Consider the following 15,710-nt stretch of genomic DNA (forward strand, 5'->3'; position numbering starts at 1 on the left):
CAAGGCTGTCATGAAAATCCTCATACTCGGTGCCGGCAAAATGGGGGCGTTTTTCGTCGACCTGCTCAGTTTTGAACACGAAACGGCGGTTTACGACATCGACCCCAAACGGCTGCGCTTTATGTACAACACACAGCGCTTCACCACAATAGAAGAGATAGAACAGTTCCAGCCCGAACTCGTTATCAATGCCGTAACGCTGAAGCACACCATCAACGTGTTCCGCAGCGTCATCCCGCACCTACCCGCCGACTGCATCATCAGCGACATAGCATCTGTAAAAACAGGATTAAAGGAGTTCTACGAAGAAACGGGCATGCATTACGTCAGTTCTCACCCCATGTTCGGACCGACATTTGCCAACCTCGGAAAACTCTCCAACGAGAATGCCGTCATCATATCCGAAGGCGACCACCTCGGGCGCATCTTCTTCAAAGACCTTTATCAACGACTCGGACTCAATGTGTGTGAATACACCTTCGAGGAACACGACGAAACCATGGCTTATTCCTTGGGCATACCATTCGTCTCCACCTTCGTATTTGCTGCCGTGATGAAGCATCAGGACGCACCGGGCACCACATTCAAGAGACACCTGCGCATAGCCAACGGCGTGCTCAGCGAAGACGAAACACTCCTGCGCGAAATCCTCTTCAACCCAAAAACAAGCGGCGAAGTGGCAAAAATCAGAACCGAACTTAAGGAACTCATCGAAATCATCGACAACAAGAACGAAGAAGCCTTCGGAAAATACATCCGAAAAATACGAGCAAATATTAAATAGCGAGGGCAATAGATGAAATTCTAAATTACACTATCAACCCGAGTCGTAAGGCTCGGATTTTTTGCACTTGACTTTGCAACATCTTTTCAAAATAGGAAATAACAAAAATCTTTTTCGATAAATCATCTTCTATTTGTGATAAAATTGTATTTTTGCACGATAATACAATCGAAAATAAGCAAACATTTTTACGACCTATATGGCAACAACCGAGAACAAAGACAAAGAACTGGGCTATAAATCTGATAACCCGACACCGGAAGACGAGAAGCGATACATCGGAGTAGATCTCCAGCAACTCATCGGCCACCTTATAGCCAACTGGTTCTGGATTTTGCTTTGCGCTGCCATCGCGCTGATTATTGCATGGCTCTACCTAAAGAAAACACCTACGACCTACCAAGTGCAGTCGTCCGTACTCATCAAGGGCGAAGACAACGTAGGCATGCGTGACCAGGGAACGCTGACAGCACGTTCGCAATTCTCCAGCGTATTCTCCTCTGCTAACAACTTCAGCACCGAGATGGACATCATAGGCTCAAGGACGCTCATCAAGAAGGTGTTAGAAGACCTTGACCTTTACATCACTCTCCGGCGCACCGACACCTATCAGGAGCGCGACCTGTGGGGAGAAGCACCGATAAAAGTGTGGATGACACCGCAGGAAGCAGAAAAGGCAGAACACATCAGTATGAAGATGAACCTGCACAAGAATGGTTCTATCGACATACACGGCATAGATGCCTCAACAGGAAAGTCTTCACTCAAACGCTACAACAAATTGCCTGTAATCATCCACACCAAAAACGGCGTGGTGAGCATCACAAGGGTGGACAGTGTGCCAATAAAGGAAAACATGGAGATTTCTGCCTCCATCGTAGCGCCTACACGAATGGCATCTTCATACAAAGGCAGACTGAGCATCTCGCAGACCAACAAGGAGTCGTTCATCACATCGCTCACCATGAACGACACACGCCCCGAGCGTAGCATACTCTTTATCAAGAAACTCGTAGAAGCCTACAACTCAGATGCCAACGAGGACAAGAACCAGATAGCACAGCGCACCGACGAGTTCATCAACAACCGTATCGTACTGATTTCCAGCGAACTCGGCAACACAGAAGACCGCTTAGCCAAGTTCAAGAAGCAGGCAGGGCTCACCGACCTGAACAGCGACAACAAGGAAGCACTGCAAGGACGCTCACAATACGAGACACAACTCGCCGACAATGCCACACAACTCAACCTGATTACTTACCTCCACGACTATGTGAAGCAGAACCGCACCAAGAACGATGTCATACCCACGAGCGTGGGCATCAAGAACGACAATGGTGTGATGGCGATGATCAACAAATACAACGAAGCCGTCATCGAGCGTAATCGTCTGGCTAAAGGCGCAACGGCAAAGAACTCCGTCATAGCCAATGCCGACGTGGCGCTGCAGGACATGCGCAACAACATAGAAAGGACCTTGGCAGGACTGGCAGACGGCGCAAGGATTGCACAGGAGGAGATACAAGCCAAACTCGACCAGTTCCAGGGAAAGATAGAAGAAACACCGGAAGGCGAGAAGCAGTTCCTCAGCATATCAAGAGAGCGCGACTTCCAATCGCAACTCTACCTCCTCCTCTTGCAGAAACGAGAAGAGAATGCCATCAAACTCGCTGCAACGGCTAACAACGGACGTATCATAGAAGAACCGGAAACCACAAGACCAGTAGCGCCGAAACGCATGATGATCATGATTGTGGCGCTCATCATCGGACTGACTATACCAATCCTTGTCATCTATCTCAAGTTGCTCTTCTCCGTCAAGATTGCAGGACGTGAAGACATCGCGAAGTTCACCAACCTGCCCGTCATAGGCGACATACCGTTCGACAAGTCGGGCGAAGGAGAACGCCACGTCAGTGTACAGAACAACAGCAACAGCATGATGGACGAAGCATTCCGAAACTTGCGTACCAACATACAGTTCATGCTACACGACACTGACAAGAAGGTGCTCATGTGTACCTCCGCCATTGCAGGCGAAGGAAAGAGTACCGTGGCAGGCAACCTCGCTGCAAGTTATGCCTTCCTCGACAAGAAAGTGGTCATCGTGGGACTCGACATCCGCAAACCGGGATTGAACAAGGTGTTCAAACTCTCCACACGCGCCTACGGTATCTCGCAGTTCCTTGCCAACCCCGAAGAGGAAGACCTGATGAGCCTCGTGCAGCAGTCAGATGTTTCGCCAAATCTCTTCATACTCCCAGGCGGTATCGTACCACCCAACCCGACGGAATTGCTCTCGCAGAAGTCGCTCGAGAAAGCCATCGATATACTCAAGGAGAACTTCGACCTCGTCATACTCGATACAGCACCTGTCGGACTTGTTTCCGACTCACAGGTCATCTCCCGCGTAGCAGACATGAGCATCTGCGTAGTGCGCGAGAACTTCTCCTACAAGAGTTCGCTCTTCATGTTCGACGACATGGCAAGAGACAAAGTCCTGCCTAACGTGGGTCTCGTGCTCAATGCCGTGAAACAGGACGGTCACAAGCGCTATGGCAGATATGGCTACGGCTATGGCTACGGACGTCACTATGGCTATGGCTACGGACAATACGGCTATGGCTATGGACAACAGGAAAGCAGCAAGAAAAAGAAAGGGCTCAAGGGACTCTTCAAATCATTCTTCTAAACGACATATCTCAACTAACAAAGAAATCATTCCGACAAAATGAACATCATAAGAAATATTCTCACAGCAGCAGCCGTAGCAGTGGCGCTGTCGTCATGCGTATCACAGAAAGAAATCGTCTATTTCCAAGGCAGCGAAACGGCATACGCCTATCCCCAGACCATTCCGCAGAACTATCGCATGGCAATACAGCCGTCCGACAGAATATCGGTATCCATATCCTGCTCACAGCCAAAACTATTAGAACCGTTCGCCTCGAATGTTACAGTAGGCTCAAATGAAGCACAACGCCCCGCAGGTGCTAACAACGAAGTCTATACAGGCTACACCATAGACAAGGATGGCTTCGTAACCCTGCCAGCCATAGGAAAAATCAAGGCGCAAGGCTATACCGAAGAGGAGTTTGCCACTGTCATCGAAAAAGAAATCAAACGCCAAGGCATACTCAACGACCCGCAGGTTACTGTGAAATTTCTCAACGCACAAGTGTCTGTACTCGGAGCAGTGAACAAGCCCGGACGCATAGCGCTCAACTCGCAGCGCACGTCCATACTCGACATCCTCGCAGCAGCAGGCGACGTGAGCGACAACGGACTCAAGAAAGGCATACAGGTCTATCGCGAAGTGAACGGCAAACGCGAGATGTACAGCATCGACCTCACACAGACCAACGTGTTCAACTCACCGGCGTTCTACGTGCAGCAGAACGACCTCATCTACGTGCAGCCAAACGAGTCGGCAAGAGTTAAGAACAGCCCCTTCTTCACATTCTGGGGAGCCAGCGCATCTATCGTCAGCGTAGTCATCTCACTCACATCGCTCATCATTGCAATAACGAGATAACATAACATAACATACTGCCATGAAAAAAATCTTTGCATTCTTATTCTTTTCCACATTTGCAATAGCAAGTACTCTGCAAGCGCAGAATATTTTTACCGTGGTCTATGCCGAATCTGATGATGGGTTCGTCAATGTCAGGTCACAACCTTCTAATAAAGGTCGTGTACTGACCAAACTCAACCAGTTCTATCATGGACTTGGAGAAGGAGTGCTTTGTGGAGAAAAAGGTAATTGGTGCAAGGTTCGCGTCGGAAATGTTACAGGATGGGCATACAGCAAATATGTAGGCAGACAGACTTGGTTTACCGGACAAGGAAGAACAAGGCTTGTGGCTAACAAGACAAACACACCCATCTACGGAGAAGATTATACCGGCGAAAGAGGATTACCTGTCTTTACAACGGTAAGCAAAGGCACCATCATAGCCGACACCTACGAAGACAATGGTGAGTACTACATACTAACAACGGCTCACGACAATTTGTCCATCCGCAAGTCCGACGTACGCGTAGTCCGTGTCAGATAAGTCCTCGCCCTGACTTCGTTCATTCAGTATCAACAAACAATACATCTATAGGGAGGTTGGTGAAACCTGCAGTTAGTAACCTTGGGTGCAAATAAGGCTGTCCGAGCGTAGCGCAAGACAGCCGTATTAAATACCCGCAGATATATAGTTATCGACCATCGTTGAAAGCGATGTGAGTTTTCAATAATATACTATGCTAATAGAGTAGCTCTCCTCTTTTTATTATTAACTTTAGGCTTTTCTTGAACCCCACGCTTTATATGCTATAATTATTATGAAGAGAAAATTATTTTTGCTGATATTGCCGTTCATACTCGGCTGCATTTCCACACTCGCCCATGATATAGAAGTTGATGGGATTTACTATGTTTACAACTATAATCGTACAGAATTGAGTGTGTCCTATAAGGGCAAAGACTATAAAGAATTCACTAACGAATATTCAGGGAATGTGGTTATTCCCGAATCCATCACCTACAACGGAAAGACATATATGGTCACAAGCATTGAAGATTATGCTTTTTGTGTATGTACCGAACTGACAGCCATCACGATACCTAATTCTATCGTGGTCATAGATGATTTTGCATTCAATGGCTGCACCGGACTGACATCTATAGACATACCCAACTCTGTCAAACACGTTGGACATCAAGCATTCTTCCGTTGCAGAAACCTCAAAACCGTCACAATTCCAAATTCCGTCAAAAGCATAGGAAACAGGACCTTTGCCGAATGTACCAGCCTGACATCTATCAACATCCCCTCCTCCGTAACAAGCATAGGAGTGAATTCTTTCGGTGGCTGTACTGACCTGACATCAATAATAATTGACGAAAACAATCCGGAATACGATAGCAGAGAGAATTGCAACGCCATCATTAAGACAAACATTGATGCCCTGATGGTAGGCTGCAGCAATACGACCATTCCCAAATCTGTCAAAAGCATCAGAGATTTTGCATTCTCTGATTGCACCACCTTAACCTCCATTACCATCCCCAAATCCATTACAAGCATAGGACATAATGCCTTTTCGGGATGTAAGGGCCTGACATCTGTTACTATTCCCAACTCTGTTACGAAAATTGGCCATTTTGCTTTCAGTAATTGCGATGGTCTTTCATCCATCAAGATACCTAAATCCGTGGAAAGTATCAGTGATGCTGCTTTCAGCGGCTGCACAGGTCTGAAATCTATAAAAATCCCCAATTCAATTAAGAACATAGGGAGTTTTTCTTTCGCAGGTTGTCCCGACCTAACGTCCGTCACCATACCGAAGTCTGTAATGAATATTGGATATAATGCTTTCTCACGATGCACAAGCCTTAAGGACTTAATCATTAAGACAAAAACTCCTCCTGTATGTGTTTCAAGTTTCGATTTTGAGACTCTGCATCATCCGTGCATTCTTCACGTACCTAAAGGCAGCAAAGAAGCATACGAAAAGAAAAGCCCGTGGAAGGACTTTGATAAGATAGTGGAGAACAAATAAGCCGTTACCGGATTCTAATAGAAAATTATAAGGTAATTCGCCAAGGAATTATCCACTTTCTATTCCGTCGCTTTGCGGAACAGGGAAAAATTCACACTGCCGTAGTGGCGGTGTTCTATGAAACAGGGGTTGTTGGAAAAGTCGTGTTCCTTGCCGTGTTCAAGCACGAATAAACCATTTGGCTTAAGCAGTCCGCTTGAGAGCACGCGGTCAGGCATTTCGCTCATCTCTGCAAGGGCATAAGGAGGATCGGCAAAGACCAGATCGAACGCTGTTGTGGGATGACCTATTATTCGCAACGCATCGCCGCATACCGCCCTGCAATTCTCGGCACCCACTTCGCGCAGCACCGATTGTATGAAGCGAAAGTGTTGCCTGTCGCGCTCCACACTGACCACATACTGACAGCCGCGCGAGAGCAATTCCAAAGTGATGCTCCCCGTGCCTGAAAACAGATCGATGGCGGTGATGTCTTCAAAGTCGAGATAACTACGCAACACGTTGAAGATGTTTTCTTTAGCAAAGTCGGTAGTAGGACGCGCCTTGAACGAACGTGGCACGTCGAAATGACGACCTTTGTATTTTCCTGTGATTACCCTCATGCCTTGCTGCCATCCTCTTTGAGTTCTGTGATTTTCCCTACAAACTTCTCTAGCACCTTCTTCGCCTGCTTACAAGCCATCTTTTCGCCTTCAAGCAACACGAGCGTACCTTCGGCGGGCGACATGCCCAGCGCCTGCATCACACTGAGTGTGTAATAGCACACATCGTCGGCATTCTTGGTATCGTAAGTATTGAGCATCAGCAGGCGCGTGCCTTCAAAAGTGCTCATTTCCAGTTTTCTGTGCACCAGATGAAGGAATATGCGCTTAGCCGAAGCCGTAGCAGAGAGCATCGAATAGCGACGCAAGCGCGCTGTCTGCTCGCTGATGTAAATCACCTTGCCGAACTTTTCCTTGATGGCGCGGCAGCAACTGTCGTCAAGTGCATAGAGCAGGACCACATTCGCCGTGGGCAAAGTGTCGTAGAACACGCGGTGCTTGTGTGCCGGGCGGAAACAACTGTCGTAGAGGGGTTCGCAGTCCTCTTCGCGGAAGTCGGACAGCGGTACGGCTATCACTGCACCCGAAACGATGACGTCCACACCGACACGCTCCAATTTCGTCAGCGGTTCTGCCTCCACGGCGCGACGGAGATTGATGGTGAACGACACGCGGCGGTCCAGTCGATGCACGGAGAACTGCAAATCCTCCACCTGCTTGCCGATGGCAAAAGAGATGTCGTCGCCCGTTATGCGAATGTATAGTTTATCTTTCATTGTTCACGCTGTTTCTACCAAAACCTGCGCTGCTCTGCATTATACTCAAAACCTGCGGCACAAAGTTGCTCCTCCAAATCCGTGCGACTGACGTTCATGTCGTCGCAAAGGTCTTCGAGCGAAGCATACTGATCGCGCAGTTTCATGTTGACAACACTAAGCAGCATAAAAGGGTCCTGTGGCAATTCTGTCGTCATGGTTTTACGATTTTGAAGTGCAAAATTAAAGCGTTATTCCCAAAAAGGTAGTCTGCCACCGAAAAAAAATGACACATATATAAAAAAACGTGCCTAATATACATTCCAACATTTCAAAATTCATTATTTTTGCTCTGAAAAAAATTATCTGATATGCCAAACAAAATATGCCCCATCTGCCATTCAGAAATACCGGAAGACTCCAAGTTCTGCTTCGTATGCGGTTCTAATCTTGAGAATGGCGCAGTAGCCCCTAACCAGCAGACACAAAACCAACAACAACACCATTCAGCGCCTCAGAACGTGGCGCAAATGCCTCCCCAGCAACAGCCGCCATATATGCCAAACAACCTTTCTGGCAACAACGGCAACGGCAAAGGTCCCAACAAGGGCATGATAGCCCTCATCGCCTTCGCCATAGCGGCACTCGTCGCCATCATCATCCTGCTCACCCTGCTGCTCTCACGCGGCAGCGATAAGGCTGAACCGATTGCTGCGCCAAGTGCTGACTCCACCGTCACAAAGACCGACACGGTTTACCAGACGGTCGTACAACAGCCCGCACCGGAACCCGTCTATCGCCCCACATTCCAGGAAGGCGGCACATTTAAGTTCTCCGGTTCCATACCGGGTGCTGGCGGCATACGCATGACGCTGACCAATAGTGGCGGTAGCGTATCCGGAACGTACTACTACACCAAAGTCGGTTCACCCATTTACCTCTCCGGCTCTCTGAGCGGCAACCGCCTCTACCTCTCCAGTCAATATGATTCATGGGAAGGCACCATCAGCGGCAGGAGATACAGCGGAACCATGTACGTTTACGAAACAGGCAGGACGTTCCGTTTCAACACAAGATACTAAAGCAAGAAAAAAAGGAAAGGAATAAGGAAAAATGATTTGTCCTAATTGCAAACAAAATAACAGTGGCGACAGCAAATTCTGCAAGAACTGCGGCGCTACGTTATCGCAACCTAAAGTCTATTACTGCAAGTCGTGCGGCAGACGGCTTGCTCCTGAAGCACGTTTCTGCCCCTCATGCGGCGAGAGAAAACCGCTGAGAACGGATAACACACAGACACAGCGTCCCGCTTCTGCCTCTAACAGCCAGAGCCAGAACACACAAAGGGTACATATCGTGGAGCGTCCCGCCAACTATGGCAACACTCCACCACCCCAGCAGCCCAAGCCGGACAAGAAAGAACAGTCGCCTGGGTGCGGCTGCCTCTTCCACCTTATCTTCTTCGGTGTGATAGCCATCGCTGTAGCAGGCTACTACTACATGCAACTCGCAAAGAAGGAGCGCATGGCATACGAGAAAGTAAAATCGTCCATGAACATAAGGCAAATGGAGGAATACCTCAACACCGACTACTACGTATTCAACGACCACAAAGACGATATACGCGACCGCATAGAACGCATACGCACCGACAACGTGGACTTCCGCTCGGCAACTACTGTTGCTTCTTGTGAACGTTACCTCGACCGCCATCCCGAAGGCAGGTACAGGAAAGAAGTGGAGAAAAGGCTCGAGAAGTTGAAGAATAAAGCCTCCAGCGAAGATGTGGTGGAAGATATACGCGACTTTACCCGGCAGCCTGTCACACCGAAGCCCTCCATGCCTGCCAGCAATTCCCCTGCGGCAGAAGAGCCCACCGCAGGAGAGGCTTCAGAAGCAGAAACCGAGACTGGCGGCACGAAGTACTACATACAGGTAGGCTACCGCAACAAGCGAGAAGATGCCGATGCCTCTGCCAAGCGTAATGCCGAGAAAGGCTTTGGCAACGTGGTGGTGAAAAAGGACGACAAGGCAACGCGCAACTACATCACCTCGGGTGCCTACAACAGCAAGGAAGAAGCAGAGCGACACCTTGAAAATGCCAGAAAACAGTACCCCGACGCCACAATCATTTCCGAATGAAACGCGGCGTACTACTGAACAAATAAGAATAAAAAAACAGCGTGCGTAAATCAACGTGCGCTGTTTAGATATTGAATAGATAACATCACAATCCGTCAACTCGTGCAAGAACAATTCGCAGCCCTCATAGCGGAAGAATTCGGTTTTCCTTTCACGCCTATGCAGTCGAAGGCTGCCATGGCACTGGCGCGTTTTGTCCTCACTCCCCTGCCCGACTGCGCCTTCATCCTGCGCGGATATGCCGGTACGGGCAAGACTTCGCTGATTGGTGCCTTCGTCAGAGTAATGAAACGGCTCGAACGCGACGTGGTGCTCATGGCACCCACAGGACGTGCGGCAAAAGTGCTTGCCAAACACGCCGGCACAGAAGCCCACACCATCCACAAGGTCATCTATCGCCAACAGACCTTCAACGGCGAAGGCACAAAGTTCTCCATCGGGTTCAACAAACTGAAGAATGCCATCTTCATTGTAGACGAGGCATCAATGATAGCCATCGACGATGGCGGTGCATCCATCTTCGGCACAGGGCAGTTGCTCGACGACCTTATCCGCTTTGTCTATGAAGGCACCGGATGCCGGCTTCTCCTGCTCGGCGACACAGCCCAGTTGCCACCCGTAGGCGCCGAGGAGAGCCCTGCACTGATGAAGAGTGTGATAGAGCAGTACGGACTGCGTGTGGGGCAAGCCGACCTCACGGAAGTAGTGCGTCAGGGTGAACAGTCGGGTGTACTCAGCAATGCCACGATGCTCCGGCAGTCCATAAGCGAAGAGAAGGAAGAACTCCCAGCCATCAGAGTGTCAGGCAGCGGCGAAGTTAGGCTCATGCCCGGCGACGAACTCATCGAAGCCCTCGCTACCGACTATCAGGACTACGGCACACAGGACACCATCGTCATCACGCGTTCCAACAAGCGCGCCAACATCTTCAACAACGGCATACGCGCTCAAATCCTCGACCGCGAAGACCAACTCAACCGAGGCGACCTCATCATGGCGGTGAAGAACAACTACTTCTGGACTGAACGCGCTGCAAAGGGATTACCCAAAGGCGAGAGCCTGCCCATGGGCTTCATCGCCAACGGCGACACGGCTGAAATAGTACGCATACGCAATGTACACGAACAGTTCGGATTCAGGTTTGCCGATGCCACACTGTGCTTCCCCGACTACGGCGACTTCGAGATTGACTGCCGGGTGCTGCTCGACACCCTCAATTCAGAGTCGCCATCACTCACCCACGAAGAGAGCCAGCATCTCTACGAAGAAGTGCTCAAGGACTATGCCGACATACCGCAGAAGAAAGAACGCATGAAGAAACTGCGCGAAGACCCTTACTATAACGCGCTGCAAATAAAATATGCCTATGCCATCACCTGCCACAAGGCGCAGGGCGGGCAGTGGGCACGCGTCTATATCGATCAGGGATTCATACCGCCCGACACATCGCGCACGTCGTACATCCGCTGGCTCTACACCGCCTTTACCCGTACCACCGACCGCGTGTATCTCGTCAACTGGCCCAAAGAGCAAACCATCAGAACAGACAACGAAGAAACCCAATAAGACAACCATAACCGACATGCAAACAAAATTCCTTATAACAGCAGTCACCCTGATTTGCCTCGCTGCCTCAGCCAATGCCCAGGACACGCGCATCGGCGTGAAGTATAACGATGCGCTTACCCACCCAAAGATTGGTACAACAGCACAGTCGGAAGATGGTGCCATAAAAATCCGCCTCATCGGCAAGAAGCAGAACTTCGGCGGCACAGCCGACACGCGCGACACCGACATCGACTCGCCTAAGTCCGTCCACATCACACCCGACGGCACGAAATACTACGTCAATTCGCTCGAAGGGTGCGCCACTATCGCCTACGATTTCAAGACAAACAACAAACTGAAAATCATCAAGTACGACCTCGACGAAATGCGCGATGCCGCACTCTGGGGCGAAGAATCGGGGCTCTACAAATGGCGTCGTGAGCACGAACACAGGAACACCTTCATGGGCAAACCCGTGGAGAGCACCTTCTCCCATCATGGACGCTACCTCTGGGTGCCCTTCTACCGCCGCACATTCGACACCAATGCTCAGGAGCCTTCTGCGCTCGCTGTTATAGACACCCGGACCGACGAAATCGTCCGCATGATGGAAACAGGACCGCTGCCCAAGATGATACGCACCTCGCCCGACGGCAAGACCATTGCCGTATCGCACTGGGGCAACAACACCATCGGACTCATCGACATCTCGTCGGAGAGCCCAATGGCATGGCGACACAAGAAAGTGCTCGTGGTAGATAAGGAACTGGAACTCAATTTCCCTGAGGGTGTGCAGGTGGACCGCGACAACAGTAGCGGCTACTGCCTGCGTGGCACCGTGTTCTCGCCCGACGGACAGTTCCTCTTCGTAGGCTGCATGGGCGGAGGCGGAGGCATTGCCGTGGTCAACACGCAGACCGGTGAATACCTCGGGCGCATACTCGGCATGATGAACAATGTACGCCACATCGTCATATCCAACGGCTGGATCTACCTCAGCATCAATGCCGGCGGCTACGTGCAGCGCATACGCCTCAGCAAATTTCTCGAAACAGCACGCACCATGCAGGCATCAGGCAAAAAAACAATACGCCTCGAAGGTTGGGAAAGTTGTAAAGTGGGAACAGGTGCCCGCACCATCAGCATATCGCCCGATGGTCGCTACATCTTCGCAGCCTGCAACAATGTCAGCACCCTCGACGTGGTGGATACCAAAACCTTCACCACGGTGTGCAACATCGATGTCGATTCCTATTCCGTGGGGCTCGACATCTCCAGCGACGGCAGATACGTCCTCGTCACGTCGCAAGGGCGTAAGGCGGGCAGCGGATGGGCTGGCGGCAACGCGGTGAACATCTACGAAGTGGAATACCGGCACCCGCCCGTTCAGGTATATTGCGCCAACTGCGGTGCCGAGCGCCACGACGGCGACAGCAAATGCAGCGCCTGCGGTGTGGAGTTTACCGACACCTATGCCATGACAGATGAGGATGCGGACAGCGACGAAACAGAATTAAATAATGGGACAGGCCTTTTGGCAGAGACTGACGATAGTATTTTCAACAAGGAGAACCTCAGATATGCCGGAGGTGCGTTAGGCGCGCTGCTTCTTCTGGGCGGTCTCTACAAGATATTCCGCAAATAGCAACAGCAACAAACTATATCCACAAGATATGCTAATAAGAAAAACGGCATACAGCTCCACAGACCAACCCCTGGTACAGCCACTCTACGAATCGGGCTTCCCCGCAGCCGAGCGCCTGCCCTACGAGATGCTTGTGCGATTTACCGACAAGATGCCGATAGATTTCTTCGTTTACCGAAGCGAGGACCGCTTTGTGGGTTTTACCTATACCGCCTACTTCAAGAACACCGCGTGGCTGTTCTATTTCGCAGTCGAGCAGGAATTGCGAGGCGAAGGCTTCGGCTCACTCATCCTTGCCGAATACCTTGCCACCATAAAGGCAGAACGCGTCATCATCGACATCGAATCCACCGACCAAACTGCAGAAAACAAAGCAGAGCGCACTCACCGCAGGGCATTCTACGAGCGTGCCGGATTCAGAGATACCAATATCTCGCGCTCTTATCGCGGCATTACCTACCAAATCATGGTGCGAGGCGAAGGCGGCATCAGCGAAGAAGAATATAGTGGCTTTATTGACAGGCTTCACCAGATTTGGCACAATCTTGAACAAAACACTTAACATTCTACTCACATGAAGATGCTTACAATGTTTGTCATCCTTTTCGTCGTACTCATAGTTGGTCACATTTACGTAGGTATGCACATCTGGCGCATTCTTCCGATACCCACATGGGCTAAAATTATAGTCATATCCCTGATGGGAATTGCCTTCTTGATGCTCTTTGTGGGTATTTCGCCGCTGCAAAACCATTTCTCGATGCCAGTGGCGACGACTGTGTACGAAACAGGGACTTCATGGATTATCATATTGCTCTATCTGGCTATCCTGTTCCTCATACTCGACTTGGGACGCCTCTGCACCATCGTTCCTGCACAATTCCTCAAATCCAGTTGGATAGGAACAATTAGCGTAACAGCCATCATTACGGGAATTTTCATTTACGGCAACATCCACTATAATGAGAAGATTCGTGAAGAGATGAGCATAGCCACAGAGAAACCCATAGGTCATCAGAAGAAAATCCTGCTCGTGAGTGACATGCACATAGGCTACCACAACAACCGTGCAGAACTCGCTAGATGGATTGACCTGCTCAATGCGGAGCATGCAGATGCCATCCTCGTGGCTGGCGACATCATCGACGGTGCCATCCGCCCGGTAAGCGAAGAACGGATGTGGGAAGAATTACGGCGGCTCAATGCCCCCGTCTATGCCTGTCTAGGCAATCATGAATACATCACAGGGCTGCGCGAATCGACTGAATTCTATAAGAAAGCAGGCATCACACTCCTGCGCGACTCTGTTGCAACCCTACAAAACATCAATATCATAGGGCGCGACGACAGAAGCAACCAGGCAAGAAAATCTACCGCCGAACTCGTCAAAGGCATTGACAATAAGCAGTTTACCATCTTGCTCGACCATCAACCCTATAACCTTGAAGAGTCTGAACAGGCGGGCATCGACCTGCAATTCAGCGGACACACCCACCACGGACAAGTGTGGCCGCTCAACTGGGTAACCGATGCGCTCTACGAAAAGGCATTCGGGCAGCACCAGCGCGGCAACACGCGCTACTACATCAGCTCCGGACTCGGCATCTGGGGCGGCAAGTTCAGGATAGGCACTCGCTCGGAATACGTGGTGCTAACCATTACAAAAGTGGAATAAAAAATCTATATATCTTTTATAAATGATACTCAACATTCTCTACATCGTTGTTGGCATAATTCTCGTGGTATGGGGCGCCGACAAACTCACAGGCGGTGCCTCCGACCTCGCCTCGCGCATGGGTGTGCCGCAAATCATTATAGGTCTTACCATAGTCGCCATAGGCACGTCAATGCCCGAATTTTCAGTTAGCCTACTCTCTGCCTTGAACGGCAGCGCAGGGCTCGCCGTGGGTAACGTGGTGGGCTCCAATATATTCAACACGCTCCTCATCGTGGGAGCAGCTGCAGCAGTGGCACCCATGGAGATACAGAAATCCACCGTTCGTAAAGATATGCCTTGGACTATCTTGGCTTCGGTGTTCCTCATTGCATTGGGAGCCGATGGTGAGATCTCTCGCCTTGATGCCGTTGTCCTCATTGCAGCACTCTGTGCGTTCATGGTCATTACCCTTCAAACCGCGCGTAAGGGCATGAAAGCAGCAAAAAATAATAACAACGAAACTACGCCTCACGCCAGCGCGGATGGTGCAGACAACTCTGCCCCATCCGAAAATGCCCCTAAGAAGTCCACACCTGTGTGGCTATCCATCGGCTTCGTTATCATCGGTCTTGCCTGCCTCATCTTTGGAAGCCAACTTTTTGTAAATGCTGCCACATCTGTGGCAAAAACACTCCATGTGAGCGATGCTGTGATAGGGCTTACCATTGTGGCAGGCGGCACATCGTTGCCCGAACTTGCCACGAGTGTCGTTGCAGCCTTGAAAGGGCGCAGCGGCATAGCCATCGGAAATGTTATTGGCTCAAACATCATGAACATACTCCTCATACTCGGTGTAACGGGAACCATCACACCCCTGAGCATGCAGGGCATAACCCCCATTGACCTCGCCACTATGGGCGGCAGCATACTCATCCTTTGGCTCTTTACATTCACCAAATACCGCGTGGAACGCTGGGAAGGATGGGCACTGCTCGCGCTGTTTGCTGCATACATGGCATGGCTACTCGCTAACATCTAAGAAGCGCAACACAAATTTTCAGGAACCAATAATATCATCGTT

General features: G+C 50.2%; 15 protein-coding genes. 12 read left to right on the top strand and 3 right to left on the bottom strand.

The genetic code is table 11. From position 1 onward, the window contains the following. Positions 1–10: 10 nt before the first annotated feature. The 5 genes from C7Y71_RS04525 (at position 11) to C7Y71_RS04545 (ending at position 6,340) form a co-directional block, all read left to right on the top strand. Entirely contained in the window at positions 11–784 is a 774-nt protein-coding gene (locus C7Y71_RS04525) for a prephenate dehydrogenase (protein ID WP_111897207.1), read from the top strand. A 199-nt stretch (positions 785–983) separates the two neighbouring features. Beyond that, the gene (locus C7Y71_RS04530) at positions 984–3,476 is read left to right on the top strand and encodes a GumC family protein (protein ID WP_111897208.1); all 2,493 of its coding nucleotides are present in this window, start codon (positions 984–986) and stop codon (positions 3,474–3,476) included. A gap of 39 nt (positions 3,477–3,515) precedes the next feature. After that, positions 3,516–4,319 (top strand): polysaccharide biosynthesis/export family protein, encoded by an 804-nt coding sequence (locus C7Y71_RS04535; RefSeq protein WP_111897209.1) that lies wholly within the window; start codon positions 3,516–3,518, stop codon positions 4,317–4,319. 19 nt (positions 4,320–4,338) lie between these two features. Beyond that, the gene (locus C7Y71_RS04540; RefSeq protein ID WP_111897210.1) at positions 4,339–4,845 is read left to right on the top strand and encodes an SH3 domain-containing protein; all 507 of its coding nucleotides are present in this window, start codon (positions 4,339–4,341) and stop codon (positions 4,843–4,845) included. Between the two features lie 274 nt (positions 4,846–5,119). Further along, positions 5,120–6,340: a leucine-rich repeat domain-containing protein gene (locus C7Y71_RS04545; protein WP_111897211.1), complete on the top strand. Its 1,221-nt coding sequence runs from the start codon at positions 5,120–5,122 to the stop codon at positions 6,338–6,340. Between the two features lie 59 nt (positions 6,341–6,399). On the opposite strand, the gene C7Y71_RS04550 is transcribed toward C7Y71_RS04545, so the two are convergent. The 3 genes from C7Y71_RS04550 to C7Y71_RS04560 are packed head-to-tail and all read right to left on the bottom strand — an operon-like array spanning position 6,400 to position 7,855. Continuing rightward, positions 6,400–6,942 (bottom strand): RsmD family RNA methyltransferase, encoded by a 543-nt coding sequence (locus C7Y71_RS04550; protein WP_111897212.1) that lies wholly within the window; start codon positions 6,940–6,942, stop codon positions 6,400–6,402. After that, on the bottom strand, positions 6,939–7,658 hold the full coding sequence (locus C7Y71_RS04555; protein ID WP_111897213.1) for a DUF3822 family protein: 720 nt from the start codon (positions 7,656–7,658) through the stop codon (positions 6,939–6,941). Before C7Y71_RS04555 ends, C7Y71_RS04550 begins: the two co-directional genes overlap by 4 nt. Before the next feature lie 14 nt (positions 7,659–7,672). Continuing rightward, positions 7,673–7,855, bottom strand: a complete 183-nt coding sequence (locus tag C7Y71_RS04560) for a DUF4250 domain-containing protein (RefSeq protein WP_111897214.1) — start codon at positions 7,853–7,855, stop codon at positions 7,673–7,675. 153 nt (positions 7,856–8,008) lie between these two features. Here C7Y71_RS04560 and C7Y71_RS04565 point away from each other — a divergent pair, with 153 nt between their 5' ends. From C7Y71_RS04565 to C7Y71_RS04595, 7 genes are all read left to right on the top strand, one after another. After that, positions 8,009–8,719, top strand: a complete 711-nt coding sequence (locus C7Y71_RS04565) for a zinc ribbon domain-containing protein (protein ID WP_111897215.1) — start codon at positions 8,009–8,011, stop codon at positions 8,717–8,719. A gap of 31 nt (positions 8,720–8,750) precedes the next feature. Further along, entirely contained in the window at positions 8,751–9,779 is a 1,029-nt protein-coding gene (locus C7Y71_RS04570) for a double zinc ribbon domain-containing protein (protein ID WP_111897216.1), read from the top strand. 159 nt (positions 9,780–9,938) lie between these two features. Next, positions 9,939–11,345 carry an ATP-dependent DNA helicase gene (locus tag C7Y71_RS04575; protein WP_111897430.1) on the top strand — a complete coding sequence of 469 codons (1,407 nt, stop codon included), beginning with the start codon at positions 9,939–9,941 and terminating at the stop codon, positions 11,343–11,345. A gap of 16 nt (positions 11,346–11,361) precedes the next feature. Beyond that, positions 11,362–12,972: a YncE family protein gene (locus C7Y71_RS04580; RefSeq protein WP_193215969.1), complete on the top strand. Its 1,611-nt coding sequence runs from the start codon at positions 11,362–11,364 to the stop codon at positions 12,970–12,972. Positions 12,973–13,000: 28 nt separating this feature from the next. Beyond that, a complete protein-coding gene (locus C7Y71_RS04585; protein ID WP_111897217.1) occupies positions 13,001–13,534 on the top strand; it encodes a GNAT family N-acetyltransferase in 534 nt (177 codons plus the stop codon). A 12-nt stretch (positions 13,535–13,546) separates the two neighbouring features. Continuing rightward, positions 13,547–14,647, top strand: coding sequence for a metallophosphoesterase (locus tag C7Y71_RS04590; protein WP_317162430.1), 1,101 nt, complete (start codon positions 13,547–13,549; stop codon positions 14,645–14,647). A gap of 22 nt (positions 14,648–14,669) precedes the next feature. Continuing rightward, positions 14,670–15,668, top strand: coding sequence for a calcium/sodium antiporter (locus tag C7Y71_RS04595; RefSeq protein ID WP_111897218.1), 999 nt, complete (start codon positions 14,670–14,672; stop codon positions 15,666–15,668). Positions 15,669–15,710 lie beyond the last annotated feature (42 nt).

The organism is Pseudoprevotella muciniphila (assembly GCF_003265305.2).
Lineage (GTDB): Bacteria > Bacteroidota > Bacteroidia > Bacteroidales > Bacteroidaceae > Alloprevotella > Alloprevotella muciniphila.

Bases quoted from the DNA above. Each gene is read 5' to 3' on its own strand.
- C7Y71_RS04555 (WP_111897213.1), bottom strand. From the start codon at position 7,658: ATGAAAGATAAACTATACATTCGCATAACGGGCGACGACATCTCTTTT.
- C7Y71_RS04535 (WP_111897209.1), top strand. From the start codon at position 3,516: ATGAACATCATAAGAAATATTCTCACAGCAGCAGCCGTAGCAGTGGCG.
- C7Y71_RS04585 (WP_111897217.1), top strand. From the start codon at position 13,001: ATGCTAATAAGAAAAACGGCATACAGCTCCACAGACCAACCCCTGGTA.
- C7Y71_RS04540 (WP_111897210.1), top strand. From the start codon at position 4,339: ATGAAAAAAATCTTTGCATTCTTATTCTTTTCCACATTTGCAATAGCA.
- C7Y71_RS04550 (WP_111897212.1), bottom strand. From the start codon at position 6,942: ATGAGGGTAATCACAGGAAAATACAAAGGTCGTCATTTCGACGTGCCA.
- C7Y71_RS04590 (WP_317162430.1), top strand. From the start codon at position 13,547: ATGAAGATGCTTACAATGTTTGTCATCCTTTTCGTCGTACTCATAGTT.
- C7Y71_RS04560 (WP_111897214.1), bottom strand. From the start codon at position 7,855: ATGACGACAGAATTGCCACAGGACCCTTTTATGCTGCTTAGTGTTGTC.
- C7Y71_RS04530 (WP_111897208.1), top strand. From the start codon at position 984: ATGGCAACAACCGAGAACAAAGACAAAGAACTGGGCTATAAATCTGAT.
- C7Y71_RS04525 (WP_111897207.1), top strand. From the start codon at position 11: ATGAAAATCCTCATACTCGGTGCCGGCAAAATGGGGGCGTTTTTCGTC.
- C7Y71_RS04570 (WP_111897216.1), top strand. From the start codon at position 8,751: ATGATTTGTCCTAATTGCAAACAAAATAACAGTGGCGACAGCAAATTC.
- C7Y71_RS04580 (WP_193215969.1), top strand. From the start codon at position 11,362: ATGCAAACAAAATTCCTTATAACAGCAGTCACCCTGATTTGCCTCGCT.
- C7Y71_RS04565 (WP_111897215.1), top strand. From the start codon at position 8,009: ATGCCAAACAAAATATGCCCCATCTGCCATTCAGAAATACCGGAAGAC.
- C7Y71_RS04595 (WP_111897218.1), top strand. From the start codon at position 14,670: ATGATACTCAACATTCTCTACATCGTTGTTGGCATAATTCTCGTGGTA.
- C7Y71_RS04545 (WP_111897211.1), top strand. From the start codon at position 5,120: ATGAAGAGAAAATTATTTTTGCTGATATTGCCGTTCATACTCGGCTGC.
- C7Y71_RS04575 (WP_111897430.1), top strand. From the start codon at position 9,939: ATGCAGTCGAAGGCTGCCATGGCACTGGCGCGTTTTGTCCTCACTCCC.